Source organism: Marinitoga sp. 38H-ov (assembly GCF_011057715.1).
Taxonomy (GTDB): domain Bacteria; phylum Thermotogota; class Thermotogae; order Petrotogales; family Petrotogaceae; genus Marinitoga.
On sequence record NZ_LNGH01000013.1, the window covers coordinates 1 to 17,335 of the forward strand.

Consider the following 17,335-nt stretch of genomic DNA (forward strand, 5'->3'; position numbering starts at 1 on the left):
CTTTAATTATATTAAAAAAATTATTCCAATATTTTAGTTCATTACCATTTTCAACTAAATCTCCCACATTTACAACAAAATCTGCATTTTCTTTTCTAATTTTATCCACTATCATTTTATGTTGTTTATCATAATATCTTGTATCACCATATACAATAAATCTTAAAGTTTTTGTATTATCCTTAGTATAAAAATACCCTTTATAATAATCATCATTTGTTTTTACTTCAAAATCATATTTTGTAGCTGGTTTTAAATCCGTTAATTTTAAATGAATTAATCCAGGTGTTAAATTTTCGAATAATTTAAATAAAATATTATTTTCATATATTTTCACTTGAATATTTTGATCCATTGTTTTAAAATTAATAGTAGCATAAGTTTCTCCTTGATTAGTTAAGTATGGAGGCCAAATAAATTTTGCTAATGCTGTATTACTTAGCATATACAATAATGTATATAGTACAAATACCTTGAATTTCTTTTTCATTTTTTTACCCCTTTCTTTAGGAGGATGTTATGAGAAAATTATATTTCTTTATTATTCTTTTTTTAATACTATGGTTAATACCTATTGGAAGTTTAATATTAAACTATTTTGATGTTAAAGATTTTTTTGAAATATTATTCAAAACTAGAACATTAAGAATTTTAAAATATACTTTTTTACAGGCATCATTATCTGTTATTATATCATTTTTAATATCATTTTTCCCATCATTATATGTAGCTAATAATAAAAACTATTTAAGTAAAATATTAGAAAACTCATTTTTTATACCTTTTTTCTTTCCACCTATACCTACAATAATAGCTTTTTCGTTATTATATAGTTCAAATGGATTAATTAGCAAGCTTTTTAATATAAATATTTTATATTCATTAACTGCTATTATTTTAGCACATTCTTTTTATAACTCTCCGATTATAGAGCTGCTAATATCCCTTCATAGCTTAACCCCTTTCTTCTTAAAGCTCCCGATATACTTGTTAGCATAGAATTTCTTGAGCCTTCTTCTATAACCTCTGGTATTTCCTTAAATGTATTTCTTTTGTTTAAAATTAAATTTATAAGCCATTCATCAGGTTCTGCTATCTTAACTTCGTCTATTGAACAACCTTCTATCCATTCATAATATTTCCATTTTTATGAACACTCCCAGGTACAACTACAAGCCCGCCCCTTGACCTTATGTCTACTCCTGGCAGTATCCCTACTTTATTTGGTATATATACCCCTTCTGGTATCTTGAAATAATGATGGCTACCGCCGCTACCTGTTTTCACTGATACTGTCTTTTTTAACTCACTAAAACTTTTTAAACTCTCATATCCGTTATTTTTGGTATCTATGTCTAAAACAAAATATCCTTCTCCTGTTAAAAACCCTATATTTGCATTGGGATGTTTTTTAAACTCTTCTAATGTTTCATCTTCATCTGTCATAGCTTTCTCTTCCCAATTTTTATATATAGGATGTTTACCACTACTTTTGCAGTTTTTCCCTTTATGGCATGTACAGTTACCATTTTTATCAATTCCATGAAGTATAACTATTTTAAATCCTCTCTTTGCGTATTCTGCTGCAAGCCTTTCTAATTCTTCTGCAAGCACTAAATTTATATCGTTCATGGATTTCACCTCCTTCCCTTTTATGCTTTCAGAGCAAAGTCTTTGATAATACTATTCATTATGGCAAGGTCATTACCTGATAACTGTATGCTTAATCTCCTTAATAACTCTTCTTGTTCAGGTTTTAGATACTTTTGGTTTAATTTGTAACAATCCATAATCCTAACCCCACCACCATTTCCTCGAATGGTTTCTATAGGGTAAGAAAGTGATAGGATATTTATGTCATTTCTAATAGTTCTTTCTGTAACTCCAAACTCAAAAGCTAAATTCTTCATTGTATCCTGCCTTCTTCTGCACAATACTTCTATTATTTGCATCCACCTTTCATTTGCCCCTATACTTTCTCACCCCCTTTCCTTTGCTCTGTGGTTATATAATAAGTGTTAAATAGGAAGGTTCTTTTCCTATTTGAAAAAAATTTTTTTAAAATAAATCTTGAATTTTAAAATGCAAATTTTCCTTTACAAATACCTAAAACTTGTTTTTAATACCTAAAAATACTTAATTTCTCATTTCTAAATACAGTTTAATATAGAAACAAACTGCTGTGGCGGACACTTCATGTCCGGTTATTATGTAACTATTTTAAGGACTTTAAGAGATAAAAATAAAAGAAGCCTCATATTAACCTAATAAATAGGCTAAATATAAGGCTTCTTTTCAATATGTTTATATTAAAAAAAAACGGACATTTCGTGTCCGCTTTATAAAAAAATTTTTCTATTTTATAGTGGTTTTGCACCACATTGATTTAAAAATTGTCTAATTTCATCCATTGATTTTGTATATTGGGTAGTTAATACAAAATTATACCACTGATGATCTTTATTGTTTAAATTTAGTGAATGTGGAGATTTACTAATAATATGGTTACTTATCATTGGTGGAAGGTTTAGTGCAAGACAAATTAAAATTAATGATTCAATTGAGCCATTAGTTTTACCATTTACAATTCTACTTATTGTTTTATCTTTAAGAAATGTTATCTCTTCTAATTCCTTATATGTTACACCTCTCCATTTAATGACCATTTCAAGAGCTTTAGTATAACTATTGGGTAGTTCATTAAAAATTCTTGCTTCTTCCTCTAAAATTTCTGATAGTATTTCCATCCTTTTTTCTTTATTTGCATATTGAAATCCATTATTAAATTTTAAATCAAAATCTATATTTGACCCCTTATCACGATTTAGAAAACACTCACTATGATATCTTTCCTTAAATACAGATTTAATTGATAGTTCAAAAACTAAACAGCACTCTTCCATGTGAGTTCGTGCATAATTAGTTAATATTGTAAATCCATTTTCATCCCTTGTTACATATTTTGGATGCTTTAAAACAAAGTGTGAATCTACATATATATAACTTCCTTCTTTTATCAAAGTAGCTAATTCCATATCCATTAAGCTTTGTATAGCTGCGTCTATTGCACCAATTGAAAAAGTCTGATTTCTTTTTAAAAATCCTTTTTTAAAAAATGTGGCTTAACATAATGGCCATCTATATAAGTGAAAGTACCAATATCCTCTTCATATCCAACATCTATCATACGTATTTTTGATGCTAATCTTGAAACACCAAAAAATAAAGCCAATTCATCAATAACCGGTTCCATTACATCTATTATTTCTTCTGTTTGTAACACCTGTTTATATTTCTTTATAAGTTCAAAAGCCTTTGATTTAAATGTTGAAATTGGCATTTGAATCCTTGGTGTAAGAGCATTTGCCTGCCATTCCATCCAGTCGGTGGCATCTTTATTACTATCTTTTATCCCACCTACTACTTGGCATTTTATTTTATTAACATTGGTATTATATAGCCTTTCTAATTCAAATGCTTTTCTATGTAAAGCCCAGTGAACACATTCATGTACAATGGTATTATTAACAGATCCAAGGTTACGTAGAAAGTATGCTTTTGGATCTACAAAAAATAGTACGAGCATCCACATGGGTTTGAATCATTCCATCGCTGTCTTTATCGTAAAATTCTGCATAACTTTCATGAAAGAATATCTGTCCAAAAACAGACAAATCCTTTGTAATTTCTCTTATTTCTACTTTAAGACCCATTTTCCCCGCCAATACTTGTGGATCAATTGCCATAGGAGTTTTTAATGCTTCTGGGTAATGTCTGCGTAGAAAGTCTGTGGCAACAAATTCTAATTGTTCACTATAAATAAAGGGGACAAGAGAATCTGACATAGGTTTGGGCTGCTTATTTTTGCTGGTATACTCAGTTACACTGTAAATTATAAAGTCATCTAAATTGCACTCCAAATCTCCAGAACATTTCAGCATGAACCAATGGCTGCAATATTCAGAAGAATCATAATGATAATCTGCCTCGCGGACTTCTAATTCAGCTTCTACAACAACATCAAATTCAATTCTCATTCCGGGTAAGTCATTAACTGATACGAACTTTACTTCTATATCTGATAATTTAATTCCCCCAATATTTCTAACTTTGTATAATCGTAGGTCTAAAAGTTCATAGTTATCTTCAATATATCCCTGTATGGCTTCAAATAGTTCATTTTCAAATCTGTTTGCAATATATTCTGTAAATGAACGACTACGTGCCAATATATCATCTCCTTCAAATAGGCAGTTTATATTATCATATTATAATCTGAAGGTTTTTACTTTTTACCTTTAGGTAAATTATAACATTATTTTACATCACATAAAATCAAAAATTGTCGATTATTATAAATTATTCTGAAAACGAAAATATACCATCATATATTTGCTGCAGAGCTTTTAGCTCCAATTGCTCTACTTAAAAATATTCATGGACTAACACCTGCTATGATTCAAGCCATATGCAATGTTTCAGAAGAGGCTTCAATTTATATTTTTGATAATGTTAAAAAGTTTGGACACAAAGATGTGTATGCTAATGTTGAGTGTTTATTTTTTGAGAGGTTTTTTGATTTTGTTATGGGATTGTGTTTAGAAGCGGGAAGGAATGTTTAGATGGAGAATCGAGTAGGAGCTGAATAATTATTTTATTCAGCGTCCTCTCACACCACCGTGCGTACCGTTCGGTACACGGTGGTTCAATAGAAATTAATGTACACATGAATAAATTTCAGATATTGAAACCAAACCTATTTCTTTGAGGTATTTATTGGTTAGTGTTTTGGATAATATGTGGCTGTTGGATACTCTCCAATAGCCTTTTCTTGTGTTTGCATATTCCCACGCTTTGTTATTGGAAACTCCTAATCTTACAAGATTATCATGTTTGGTCTTAATCTTTTTCCACTGTTTCCAAAAGCACATTCTTATCCTTCGCCTTAACCATTCATCAAGTGTTTTAAGAATATTTCTCATATCAGCTATAGCAAAATAGTTTACCCATCCTACTATTGCCTGCTTTAGTTTTAGAAACCTATATTCCATGCTCATTGCGTTGCTTCTTGAAGTTAGTTCTTTAAGTTTTGCTTTGAATTTCTTTAAAGGTTTCTCATGCACTCTTATTCTATATTCACCTTTACCTCTATAGAAAGAAAACCCTAAAAATTTAAGTTTCCAAGGTCTATCTACTGTACTTTTATCCTTATTCACTTTAAGTTTTAACTTCCCCTCAATAAACCTCGTAATACTCTCCATTACTCTTTTTGCTGCTTTCTTGCTTTTGACATATATATTGCAATCATCAGCATATCTACAAAAGCAAAGCTTGCGCTTTGTTAATTCTACATCAAGTTCATGTAACATTATATTACTTAATAATGGTGATAGTGGTCCACCCTGTGGTGCTCCTTCCTGTTTCCATAACCACACCATTTATCATTACACCACTTTGTAAATACTTTCGTATTAGAGAGATTACTCTTCCATCTTTTATATCGTTAGATAGAAGTCTTTTCAATTTATCGTGATTTATTGTGTCAAAGTATTTTGCAAGGTCTATATCTACAGACCAAGTATAACCTGCATTAATGTATTCTTTGCATTTTTCAACTGCTTGCTTTGCACTTCTTAATGGTCTGAATCCGTAGCTATTGTCAGAGAACTTTTTTTCATATATAGGTGTTAAAACTTGAGCGATAGCTTGTTGAATAACTCTGTCTACTACAGTAGGTATTCCAAGTAATCTCTTTCCTCCGTCGGGTTTTGGTATTTCCACTCTCCTAACAGGTTGTGGCGTATATCTTCCTTCTAGTAATGACTGCCTTAATTCCTGTCCATGTTCTTTTAGGTGTTGTAGAACTACTGTCATACCATCAATACCATGGCTTCCCTTATTGGCTTTTACTCTTTTATATGCACTATTCATATTATCTCTTGATAATATTTTCTCGAGTAAGTCACTACCATATTCATTGACATTGTTTCTTCCTTTATCAGACATAGAAGAAATACTATGCGCTTCTACATTATCTTCGAGTTCCACTCTATTTTTATGTAGATAGCCTTCTTTATGAAGTTGTCTGCTTTCATCATACTTCTTCGTGTCTTTCAAAATTCCAAAACCTCCTATTGTTCAGTCCTTCCCTCGCTAACGCGTATTGCGTAGTACTATGACCTCTGCTGACTTCTGATAGTTCAGCCACACATCACTGCATGGGTTGTTATTTCTAAATTCATATCCATAACTTATCTATCAGACCTCCCCGGGTAAGAGCGTAATCTTTCACTCCATATATCTGCTACATTTACACCGCCTGTTTCGGATAGTCTTTGGGCTTTGTTTTGTTATGCAAACTCACCCACAAGCATATGCCTTATATGTAGTTTCTGTTCATCAGACCAGAGCTTTGCCGCCGACTTCCTTCAGATTCCACCTCACGATGGACACCCTTGTCTTAAGCTAACGGTTGGCACTATCAACCCCCGTATCAGGCTTTCACCGACTAGATTACGCCCATGCCGGGCACACATAAAGAAAAGGCCATAACCTTAATTTGGTTATAGCCTTTCTAAATTTTGCCTATTAAATTCCAGATTAATTTTAATTGCTTATTCTTTAAAACCTGGATATTTTATAAGCTTTAGCTAAATTTCTTTGTTATATATTTCATTGATTATATCAATAATTTTTTGGTTACTATATTGCGTTTTAAATTTTATCTTTACAGTATCACCAAAAAACATTTCAGCATGTTTTATTTTTTGTTTTTCTTCATCTCTTAAATTATTTTCATCATCCACATTTTTTGTTTCTACTATAAAATATAATTTCTTTCTACCATCTTTAAAATTAAGAACATATGCAAAATCAGGAGAATAGCTTTTACCTCCCGCTACAGGGATTTTGATAGAATTCCTTGGTATTTTTGTAAATACTATAACCTCTTTAATATTTGACTTAATATTTTCTTTTTCTAATTCGCTATCATAAAATAACTCTTCAAAGAAATAATTATCTGCAACTTTTTCATTAGAATATAATGTTCCCACATCAGAAGCATTTATTTCATTTCTTATATTACCTTCAGCATCGGTTAGTTTAGTAGGATGAATTGTGTTTGTTATTTTATGATATTCTATGGCAAATTTAGTTATAGCATTCTTCAATAAATAGTTATCAAATTTATGTTTTAATATCCTTATAGTAGAAATATTAAGGTATTGATTAATATTAATATTTGATTCAATAAAGGACTCATGTAAAGTTTTTATATTAATATTTAAAGCATAAGATAAATGTTTTAAAAATTCATCATAACGCATAGTTGAAATCTTGATTAATTCACTTTCTTTAATTGTAATTTCTTCATCAATTGCAGCACGATTATTATCTATATCCACTTTAATCTGTCTGTTAATTACTCCATTAAAAGTCATGCTTCCAGCATGTTCTTTTAAAAATGCTACAAAAATATTTTTAAATTCTACTTCATCTTTAATTTTATATTCCAACAAAACTTTTTGATTAAGTTTCTCCCACAATTCTCTAAGCTCTGAGTATTTTTCTACTCTTATTTGAATTTTTTTACTCTTATCTGTTTCCTTTCTAACTTTATTTGAACCGACACCATTAAAAATTAACGGAAATTTTTGTTTAATGTATTCAAAACCTTTCTCTTTAAATTTATTTGTCCTTGTTATTACATTGTTAGAATCGAGTTCATCTAAGAGTTCTTCTTCTCCTATTTTATATATCTCGCATATTTTTTTAATCATATTGTCATCAAGTTTTTCAGGTATATTTTTAGGTGAAATTGCCCCCGACTTTTCATTAATTTCATTAACTAACTTTTCAACAAAATCACTCTCTGTGAAATCAACAAAATAATTTAAATAAAACTGTTCATCTTTAACTCTATTTCCATACTCATTAACAGGCAAACGCAATCCACGTCCTACCTCTTGAAGTTTTGAAATCTCACTTCCACTACTTCTAAGTTTACAAATTTGAAAAACATTTGGATTGTCCCAACCTTCACGAAGAGTCCATTTTGAAAAAATAAATCTTCTTGGATTTTCCAAATCAAGCATTGCTTGTTTATCATGCAAAATTTCATTTATTTCTTGTTCAATTTTTTTATCATCCTCAGTATTATCCTTTGAAAAATACCCTCCATGAGTTTTAGAAATATTTTGCAAGGTTTTTTCTAAATATTTTTTATAAAAGTCATTAGTCTCATTTTTTAATAATTCTTTAACCTCAATTTCTATATATTGTTCTACAATTTTTTTGATATATCCATCTTCATTTCTATATTCATCGATGTTATCAATGAAAAATAAGGTCAGGGGTTTTATTTTTACTTCCCTTGTTAATAATTGTCTTTCAATCTCAAAATGTTTTTTAATTGCTTTTTTAATCATTATTTCTTGTAATGTTTCTGAATAAGAGTATGGATTTATTTTATCTCCCTTTTTTAACTCAAGTCCATTAGACAATAATACCTCACTTTTATTAAGCTTTTCTATAAAAAGATTCGTCATTTCCGGATGTATTTTTTCTAAACTTTCTTTAATAGTTAATTTAAATGTTCGTCTTAAATCGTCTTCAATATATTCAAATGTAGCCTCTTTCCCATCAGAATCTATAAACCTAACTATTGAATTTTTACCTTTTTCAAATTCTATAATATGTCCTATTACTCCCTTAACAAGATTTTTGTTAAAAGCATCAACTGCAGTTAGTTTATACACTAAGTTTTCATATTCTTTAAATGTTGCTCCATATCTTAGTATATATTGCGGTTTCATTTTTTGAATGTTTTCCCAAGTTTTATTCTCCTTGGCAAATCTATGTGGTTCATCAATAATCAAAAATGGTTTAACTGATGCTATAGCATCAAAAGGATTTGTATATTTATCTAATAATGTTTTATCATAATTTTTACTCATTGTATCTGAATTAATCATTCCCGCATTAATTATCATAACCTGTATTTGATTTTTTTCAAAGTCGCCCGTATTAACAAAACTATAAACTGCTGATGGAAAGGTATTTTTTTTATTTTTAGTCTTCTTTTGACTTTCCACAATATGCAAATTAATAATTTTACCATATTGTTCTTTAAAATGTTCTATCGTACTATCAGACGTTAGAAAATCTATAGTTCCAGCCTTTATAGCTAGAGTTGGAACAACAATTATAAACTTGAATATACCAAAAAGCTTATTTAGTTCAAATATTGTTTTGGTATATGTATAAGTTTTACCTGTTCCGGTTTCCATCATAATATCTATTATATTACTATCTTTTTTTATATTTTCTTCAATTCCATTTTTTATTTGAATGTTTCTTATATTTTCTATATATTTGAAACCTTTATCTTTATCAATAAAAGGATTTATATATTTGGAATCTGGACCTATTACTTTCTGAATTTCAAGCCCATTAAATACACCAATTGTTGAATCCACAGCTTGTGTTTGGTGCTCCAAATTCTTCTCAAAATTAAATCGTAACATATCAATACCCCCGATGTTTAGTACCTTATTACAACATCTATATTAATACTCTTCTTATTTGCGTAAGATGATACATTTTCCTTTATCTCTCTCATAGTTTTGCTTTCAAAATTATATCCGAAAATCACTATAGTTACAGGATTAAATTCTTTATTTTCATCAATCTCTTCAAGAAGTTTCTTTAAATGTTTTGTTTCAAATCCTTTAAACATTAGATATAGTTTTGTATCATAATAATACCCTATATATCCATCTAAATCAACGGCCTTTAAATCTTCAGTTAAAGGAACACCATCATATGTTTTCCATGTAGTAAGAAGTGTTTGTATATCTTCTTCTTTTAGTTTCACCGCATCAAAAAATGTTATTTGATTTTCAAAACTTTCTGCTTTAAAATCATAATCTTCCCAAATTGGAATTGTTTCAAATATCTTAAACCCTAAATCTTGATTTTTTAATAAATTTATTTCTTCTTTTAGATTGCTTATTTCTTCCTCTTTATTTTCTATATCAAGTCTTGCTTTAATTTCCTCTATCTCTTTTTCTTTTTCATTTATTTTCTTTTCAATGATTTCTTCCTTTATTTTCTTGGCTGCTCTTATTAGCCTTTCTTTTGTAATTTCAAATATCGTAGGATTTTCTACTCCAAGTTCATTCCTTACAAAATCATATGCAGTTTTGTTTTTCTTAGGATCAATAGGCTCTGGAAGTTGAACTAGAATATATCTCCTATTTCCTCCATCCTCTGCATTCAATTGCATTACTGCATCGCCTGTAGTTCCTGAACCCGCAAAAAAATCAAGAATAAGATCAGTTTCAGATGTTGAATAATAAATTAATTTTTTTATTAGAACAACTGGCTTAGGATTTTGAAAATATTCTCCATTCAATAATTCTCTTAACTCTTTTGTTCCTGCTTGATTCATATAAATGTTATTACAAAACTCCAAACTATTTACTGGATTACGACTGCTTTGAAGCTCGTTCTTATATCTTTTAAATATGAAACCTCTTTCATTATTTTTATGGTGCGTTTTAAATTTTATTTTTCCTTTTTTCACATATTCAGTGTAAGTTTCCTTTGAAAAAGCCCAATATCTTCCTTTTGGAGGCAAATCAATTTTCCCTGTATACGGATTAATAATTTCAAAGTAGAGACTTGGTCCACCACTCTTTGCACTTGGATCTGCACTAACCCATTCTCCATTTGGATCATTATCAGGATTATCATATTTATCAAAATCTTTTTCTTCTCCTTCTAAAAAAATATTCGATATGTTTCTAGCATAACAAACTATACTTTCGTGTTGAATATTTAAACCAGTTTTTTTGTCTCCGGTCATAGATTTAGTTTTCCTAATAAAATCCCCAACAAAATTTTCTTCTCCAAATATCTCATCCATTAAAATTCTTAGTTGAGCCACTTCATTTTCATCAATAGAGACAAATATAATTCCATCATCTCTTAAGAGTTGTCTAGCAATATAAAGTATGGGATACATAAATGTTAACCATGCACTGTGTGAATTACTACTACTATTTACAAAATCTAATATTCTTTTTGCTTTTTCTTCATCTACTCCTGCTAGTTTTGAAAATTCTTCTACTGTAAACTTTCTATTATCTTGATATACGAATCCATCATCACCTGTATTGTAAGGAGGATCTATATAAATCATTTTAATTTTTTTATAGTAAGCATTTGAAAGATGCTTTAAAACTTCTAAATTATCTCCTCTTATAAGCAAATTTTGTGAATTTTTATTTTCTTCTTTGTTATTCCATTCTTTATCTTCTTTAATTAAAGTAGTTACTGAATCCGTAGCAAGTAATCTTGCATAGCTTTTCCCAAGCCAGTCTAAGCCATAGCTTTCTTTTGAAAAATCGACTTCTTGTGGTTGTAATTCTTTTTTAAACTTCTCAATATCAAAATTCCCGAATCTATCAAAACATTGTGGGAAATGCTCCTTTATAACTTCTAAATAATTGTTTTTAGCAGTGATATTTAATGTTATATGCTGTTCCATTAGTTTTTCTCCTCCTTAATATTAATAAGATTACTTTAGTTATTTAAAGCAATATATTAGTGTTAAAACAAGGATTGAATTTTAACCTCCAAATAGTAGTCACTTTCAATGAAGATATTAAAGCGTAATGATGAAATTTAAAAGAAGTTCCATAAACTAAGATAAATATAATATATATTTACAGATAAATGATTTACATATACTATAACTTTGGGCTATATAGAAATAATATCAATATAAAAAGTGTTATATATTGAAAATTATTTAAAAAAGTTGGTCCGCTGTGATAACTCTTTTTTTATTATTCCTCTCTACTCTTAAATAATAAAGAAAAAAGCACATAAATTCAAGTTGAATGATTATTTTACAGAGATTTAGCAGCAAAATTCCAGTAGAATTTTTGTTTTTACTATAATTATATTTTATTACATTTTCTTGAATAAATGGTATTCCGCCAGCCCTATAGGTTGCAAAAATAGTTATAACTCCCCCTACCCCCAAAAATTTAAATAATTAATTTCCAATTTTATTGTTGCATTAAGTTTTTTCAAATACTGGGTTATTCCAGCTATCTTCTATTGTAAATCTATCATCTCTTATATCTTCAATAATTTTATTTGAAGCATTCGTTTCTTTCTAAAACCTCTAATACATCTAAAAAAATATAACTGCATAAGATTAAATGCTATAATTATAAACATTAGCACTGTTTCTACTCCCGTAGGGCTATGAAGAAAGCAATGGTCTAAATGCCATTCTGTTTTAAGTTGATGAAAAGCATTGTTTTCAATATCCCATCTCTTGTGCATTATTTCCCATAAAGTTTGTGATGAAGTAAATTTATCTGTTGTTATAATCCAAGCTTCATTAATTTCTATTTTATCTCCAGTATGTATTTCTTCTACAAACCTTATAAATCTAACTTTAACAGTTGCATCAGCCATTTCAAAATTATCTTCATCCCAAGCTTTAATTTTGGTATATTTTTCATTCCCTTGTTTTACAATCCATTCTTTATTAGCTTCACGGCACTTAAATAATGCTAATGCGTCCTTTACAATATGAAGTCTTTCATCCTTAACCCTTACTACGGTATTCATTCCTATAGATAGAACTTCTTTTATCCATGTAGATTTACAAAATAAGGCATCAGCTACTATTATATCTGCAAAATGATGATATTTCTTATATAAATTGTTAATTAGTCTTTTTGCTCCTGTAATTTCACCTTCATCTTTATCTGAACTGTCAATCTTAGGCTCAAGCATTTCTGCACCTAATATAATATGTGGATCAGAGCCTACTGTTGAACAAATTACAGCTCTATGGAAATAATGTGTGATACCATCCCTATGTTTTCGTGAAAGGCATTTTTCACAACATTTTTTAGTACTTTCAAACAACTCTACACCATCTATAGCAACTACTTTTAATCCACCTAAAGTCCCATTTCGAAATACTTTGTTTTTAATGACAGTTTTAATTATATCTCTATGAATATTTTTTAACCCTTCTAAATCAAAATCACTCAAACACCGCCTAATGGAGTCAATTCGAGGTATCTTAGTATTTTTAGGTAGTATCTTTTTAAATTTACCTTTTTTAAGCCAATGTTCTAATTTATTAAAACTCCTTATTTGAAGCATGAATGCAAATAAAACTATAAAGGTAATCGTCGAAATTTCGAATGGAGATTTAAATCTTTTTTTATTTAAGGTATTGATTTTTTCTCCAAGATGATATACTTTAGAAAAGTAAGTGAGCATTTGTTTTAAATAACTTTTATTCATTTTATCAGCATCCTTTTTATGTTTGTTTGTAGCAAAACTATTATAAAAAGGATGCTTTCTTTATGCAAATTTTTTCTCTATATTTTCCAGTAAAAATCGGAAAGTACCTCATTTCTACTTACTATTTCTTAACCATTATAAATCAACAGGTTTGTCACCATAAAAATTTTCAAGTGCGAAATCTCTGATTATTTTATTAGAATTGTAGTTTATTACAAAAATTTACTATTAAAGAAGTTTTATACTAAAGTATAACTTGGTTTAGCTTATATTAAGGTAGTCTGATGAAGATTGTTAATAAATTTATCAAAACATTCCATTGCTTTTCTAACTAATTCTTTGCTAGAAAATATCGGTTCTTCTGGTGAAACTTCAGGTTGATTTAACATACTAATAAAAGGAGAAACATGAATAATCCTATGTCGGAATCGAATAATTTGTTGCAAAAAGGATAGTTCTTCAGACTTTATTCCAATTTCACTGAATTTAATATTATATGCTTTTCTATATGCTTTCTTGTTTTCTTTATAATTTTGAAAGTTTATCTTTTCATCAGCTATTATCTCTAAAAATGACTTATTTTCTTTTGACGCCTTATTTTTTAAATTTTCTGGAATCTGTTTTTCAATTTCTTCTCTAGAAAAACAGCTAGTTACTAATGCTTCTATATTAGGTTTGATACCTTCTTTTTCCAATTCAATAAATCTCGTTTTGCAATAAACTTCAAATCCTGTAACTAGAGTTACAATAGATAAATTAGATATAATAGTTTCAAAAATATACCCGTCATCTGATGAACCTTTCTGTAATACTTTAATTGCTTCAATTGTATTTTTCCATGTATCAAATGCTGTTGGTTTAAGCATTGGCTTACCTCCTACAAAAAAACTATAATAACTTACTTCAACCCCCATATCTCCGAGCTGTACTATATCACCATTTTTAGTTATTCTATACTTTATAGATGATATTTTACCAACAGCCTTTATTATTTCCCCTCCTACTTTATAAGGCCCTACATACGCATTTATTTCTTGTGGTGTCCAAGTAAAACAAATATAAATTATAGGTGCACGTTTTACTTTTACCAAATCAATAACTGCAACTCTTGTATCAGTTCCTGGTGAAAAATGATAGAATATCAGATTCATATTATTTTTTTCAATTTTAAAATAATGATTTCCTGCAATTACTTCTAATATTACTTCGTGTAAACAATTTGATTTGAATAAGTTTTCTGCAACGTATGTAAATTCTATTGTTCCTTCTGGCCTGCAAATTGCTTCCTGAAGTTGTTTTAACGCATCATTAGATAAATTAAGCATATTTCCACTCCTATCTGAAATACATAAACTTTAGAAATAAAAATCAGGATGTTTAAAATTTAATAAGTATACCCAATATATTATGTTCCCGTCCCCTAAAAGGGGTAAACATCTTTAATACATAGTATTAACCTATATTTAATATTTCTACATTAAAGTTTATTTTCCTTAAATTTTTTCAAAAAATAGAATAGGCATTCTAATCGAATACCCGTCCCAACTATTAAAAAAGATCCCAAAAAAACAAATATCTAAGATATATCATACTCATGAAAAACTCTTTTAAATATTTTAAGTATGCATCTTTTTCTTCGATGTTAACAGGTTAGTCAACACTGTAGTAGACTTAATCATCATTATAATGACCGCACGTAGTACAGATTACTCCTGAAAATTTAGTATAAGCTTTACAATAAAAAAAAATTTTATATCTTCTTGTTCAAACGAATTATTCATACTTAATGTGCATATCCATGAATTTTGTTATTTATAATTATTGAAAATAGATATGTTCTTTCTTGATTTGCTTTTATTTCTTCTATCTGCTCCCCTTCGAGTTTCTCTAAAGTTGATGATACATGTTCTCCAATAGTCTTAAGAGCTTCGCTGATCATATCAGTAATCACGATAAGTTTTTTGCCTGTAGCCCTATTGAAATCCATACTTAAAAAATCATAATTATATTTATATGTATTATCACGAGATACTATTACCAAATCGTCATCCACGCTTGATAATAATGCTTCCCAAATTATTTCATCACCCACACTTAAATTATCTGTCTTTTTATATGATTTCGTGGGATTACCGAGTAACTGCCTTTTTCGTGCTTTATTAATAATTTCATCAGTATTGTAAATTTTTGTTATTTCAGAAGAACCATAAATGTCTTCAATTTCTTTTAATACAGAATCCATTGTTGGATCTTTTATCATGTTATCCACAAAACTGATTAGCTTATTTTGCGTTTTATTAAATAAATCCTTTATATTTTGCATTTCTTTATACTCTTCTTGTTCTTTTATTATTGGTATCGGATTTATTGAAGGAAATTTACATTTTTTCAATTCTTCAATATAATTGTTTAAAATCATAACTCTATTTCTCTTAAATTCATTATAAACCTGTTCTGGAAATACAATATACTTCTTAAATTGCTTGAGAGACTGCAATATACTTATCATTTCTTTACTAGAACGATAAAAGTCTAAAAATATGTTAGTATCAATAAAAATCCTCATTAGCGAATACACCACTTTGCTTTCGTAAATTTGATATTTACTATTCAAGTTTCTTGCTTAAATCCCTTTCCCAAAGCCAATCAAAGGTATAACATTGATTCTCCTCTTGTATAATTTGATTTGTAGCAAATTTACAGTCAAAGAATTCTATTCTTTTTATTCTTTTCTAATTTAATGTTATCTATGATTTAAAAAATGCTTTACATCTAAAATCTTATTTCACCTTAATAATATTTTTCTACATAATCATAACAATTCCTTCTAATTACAGCAAATTTTCATCTAACTCATCCAGCACTTCCACTTCCCTCCAGCACTACCTATCCAAAAAAACAAAAAAGCCCTGATTTCTCAAGGCTTCATACACATTGTATCAAAAACATCGTTCAAATATGGTGGAGTCGATGGGACTTGAACCCACGACCTCTACCGTGCCATGGTAGCGCGCTCCCAGCTGCGCCACGACCCCAAACCATGATTATTATATAACATTTTATTTTAAAAATCAATACCAAATTATAAAATATATATTGCTATATATTTGTATATTAAAAGATAATAATTCAAAATAATCGTGAGGATAGGTAATATTGGACATTTATTTGGAGCTTCTTCGCCTTCGTATATATATCCACAATTTAGACATATCCATTTTACTTCTTCATCCTTCTTAAATACTTTATTATTTTCAATATTTGATAATAAAATTTTCTTCGTGATGAACAATCCTTCTAAAAGCATATGCTATTAAAGCAAAACCTTCTTCAGCTATTTTAGCAAATTCAGGATATAATTTTGTCCATTCTTCATTTTCACCATTTGCAGAATACATTAAATTAGTTTTTGTATCGCTTAATCCTACAGGAAAATCAGCCTTAATATCAATAATTTCTCCGTCAAGAGATTCTTTCAAGAATTTAAAGAATATTTTTGTGTATTTTTTCTGAAGTTTCTAAAAAAGTTAGAGATTTGAATGTATCCTTCCTTCTTACCTACAGAAGCATAATAGGTATATCTATTTCTAGCTTGCGACTCACTCGCAAAAGCTTTCTCTTCTAATGATATATTTCTATATAATCCAATAATCTATCAATAGGTATTGCTTTTCTAACATCATAATCTTCAGATTTACCTACACCTTTAACCAAAACTTTTATTTTTTTATCTGTTACTTCTACTAAAACATATTCTATACTCCATATTCATATTTTTTTGTTTGGGGTAAAATATTTTCATTTGCTCCAGGATCAAAAGGTGCTCCGCCTCCACCTGTTGTAATATAAGTTATTCCATTTTTTTCAAATCTTTCATATGCATGAACATGGCCATTAAAAACAATTTTTACATTGTATTTTTCAAAAATAGGTCTCCATGCATTTTCCAACTTATCAAATTGCCTTCTCCATGAAACTGAAGAGTTATTCA

General features: G+C 28.8%; 12 protein-coding genes, 1 tRNA gene and 4 pseudogenes. 1 reads left to right on the plus strand and 16 read right to left on the minus strand.

The window, feature by feature from the left end; genetic code table 11:
* The 7 genes and pseudogenes from AS160_RS04650 to AS160_RS11270 form a co-directional block, all read right to left on the minus strand.
* Positions 1-490, minus strand: a pseudogene (locus AS160_RS04650) (hypothetical protein); the annotation flags it as partial.
* Between the two features lie 435 nt (positions 491-925).
* A complete protein-coding gene (locus AS160_RS11605) occupies positions 926-997 on the minus strand; it encodes a hypothetical protein (protein WP_346774421.1) in 72 nt (23 codons plus the stop codon).
* Between the two features lie 125 nt (positions 998-1,122).
* Positions 1,123-1,632: a bifunctional DNA primase/polymerase gene (locus AS160_RS04660; protein WP_206528093.1), complete on the minus strand. Its 510-nt coding sequence runs from the start codon at positions 1,630-1,632 to the stop codon at positions 1,123-1,125.
* A gap of 20 nt (positions 1,633-1,652) precedes the next feature.
* A complete protein-coding gene (locus tag AS160_RS04665) occupies positions 1,653-1,973 on the minus strand; it encodes an HTH domain-containing protein (protein WP_165145654.1) in 321 nt (106 codons plus the stop codon).
* Between the two features lie 387 nt (positions 1,974-2,360).
* Positions 2,361-3,041: a helix-turn-helix transcriptional regulator gene (locus AS160_RS11260; RefSeq protein ID WP_206528095.1), complete on the minus strand. Its 681-nt coding sequence runs from the start codon at positions 3,039-3,041 to the stop codon at positions 2,361-2,363.
* A 53-nt stretch (positions 3,042-3,094) separates the two neighbouring features.
* Positions 3,095-3,586 carry an ImmA/IrrE family metallo-endopeptidase gene (locus AS160_RS11265; protein WP_206528096.1) on the minus strand — a complete coding sequence of 164 codons (492 nt, stop codon included), beginning with the start codon at positions 3,584-3,586 and terminating at the stop codon, positions 3,095-3,097.
* A complete protein-coding gene (locus tag AS160_RS11270; RefSeq protein WP_206528097.1) occupies positions 3,540-4,229 on the minus strand; it encodes a hypothetical protein in 690 nt (229 codons plus the stop codon). The genes AS160_RS11265 and AS160_RS11270 overlap by 47 nt, the downstream gene beginning before the upstream one ends.
* A 225-nt stretch (positions 4,230-4,454) precedes the next feature.
* Here AS160_RS11270 and AS160_RS04675 point away from each other — a divergent pair, with 225 nt between their 5' ends.
* A complete protein-coding gene (locus AS160_RS04675) occupies positions 4,455-4,622 on the plus strand; it encodes a hypothetical protein (RefSeq protein ID WP_165145642.1) in 168 nt (55 codons plus the stop codon).
* Between the two features lie 93 nt (positions 4,623-4,715).
* Here the strand turns inward: AS160_RS04675 and ltrA are convergent.
* The 9 genes and pseudogenes from ltrA to AS160_RS04720 form a co-directional block, all read right to left on the minus strand.
* Positions 4,716-6,117, minus strand: a pseudogene (gene ltrA, locus AS160_RS11610) (group II intron reverse transcriptase/maturase).
* A gap of 533 nt (positions 6,118-6,650) precedes the next feature.
* Positions 6,651-9,527, minus strand: a complete 2,877-nt coding sequence (locus AS160_RS04685) for a type III restriction-modification system endonuclease (RefSeq protein ID WP_165145645.1) — start codon at positions 9,525-9,527, stop codon at positions 6,651-6,653.
* A 17-nt stretch (positions 9,528-9,544) separates the two neighbouring features.
* Positions 9,545-11,554, minus strand: a complete 2,010-nt coding sequence (locus tag AS160_RS04690; protein ID WP_165145648.1) for a site-specific DNA-methyltransferase — start codon at positions 11,552-11,554, stop codon at positions 9,545-9,547.
* A gap of 596 nt (positions 11,555-12,150) precedes the next feature.
* Complete coding sequence (locus AS160_RS04695) at positions 12,151-13,086, minus strand: transposase (RefSeq protein WP_206528098.1); 936 nt, start codon at positions 13,084-13,086, stop codon at positions 12,151-12,153.
* A 524-nt stretch (positions 13,087-13,610) separates the two neighbouring features.
* Entirely contained in the window at positions 13,611-14,669 is a 1,059-nt protein-coding gene (locus AS160_RS04700) for a hypothetical protein (RefSeq protein ID WP_206528099.1), read from the minus strand.
* 458 nt (positions 14,670-15,127) lie between these two features.
* Complete coding sequence (locus AS160_RS04705; protein ID WP_165145651.1) at positions 15,128-15,910, minus strand: PIN domain-containing protein; 783 nt, start codon at positions 15,908-15,910, stop codon at positions 15,128-15,130.
* 393 nt (positions 15,911-16,303) lie between these two features.
* A tRNA-Ala gene (locus AS160_RS04710) sits at positions 16,304-16,379 on the minus strand.
* A gap of 36 nt (positions 16,380-16,415) precedes the next feature.
* A pseudogene (gene rbr / locus AS160_RS11615) lies at positions 16,416-16,996 on the minus strand (rubrerythrin).
* A 103-nt stretch (positions 16,997-17,099) separates the two neighbouring features.
* A pseudogene (locus AS160_RS04720) lies at positions 17,100-17,335 on the minus strand (hypothetical protein); the annotation flags it as partial.

What these genes read in the sequence shown, in the direction of transcription:
- AS160_RS04660 (WP_206528093.1), bottom strand. Translation starts at nt 1,632, where the DNA reads ATGAACGATATAAATTTAGTGCTTGCAGAAGAATTAGAAAGGCTTGCA.
- AS160_RS11260 (WP_206528095.1), bottom strand. Translation starts at nt 3,041, where the DNA reads ATGGATATGGAATTAGCTACTTTGATAAAAGAAGGAAGTTATATATAT.
- AS160_RS11265 (WP_206528096.1), bottom strand. Translation starts at nt 3,586, where the DNA reads ATGCTCGTACTATTTTTTGTAGATCCAAAAGCATACTTTCTACGTAAC.
- AS160_RS04675 (WP_165145642.1), top strand. Translation starts at nt 4,455, where the DNA reads ATGATTCAAGCCATATGCAATGTTTCAGAAGAGGCTTCAATTTATATT.
- AS160_RS04685 (WP_165145645.1), bottom strand. Translation starts at nt 9,527, where the DNA reads ATGTTACGATTTAATTTTGAGAAGAATTTGGAGCACCAAACACAAGCT.
- AS160_RS04690 (WP_165145648.1), bottom strand. Translation starts at nt 11,554, where the DNA reads ATGGAACAGCATATAACATTAAATATCACTGCTAAAAACAATTATTTA.
- AS160_RS04700 (WP_206528099.1), bottom strand. Translation starts at nt 14,669, where the DNA reads ATGCTTAATTTATCTAATGATGCGTTAAAACAACTTCAGGAAGCAATT.
- AS160_RS04705 (WP_165145651.1), bottom strand. Translation starts at nt 15,910, where the DNA reads ATGAGGATTTTTATTGATACTAACATATTTTTAGACTTTTATCGTTCT.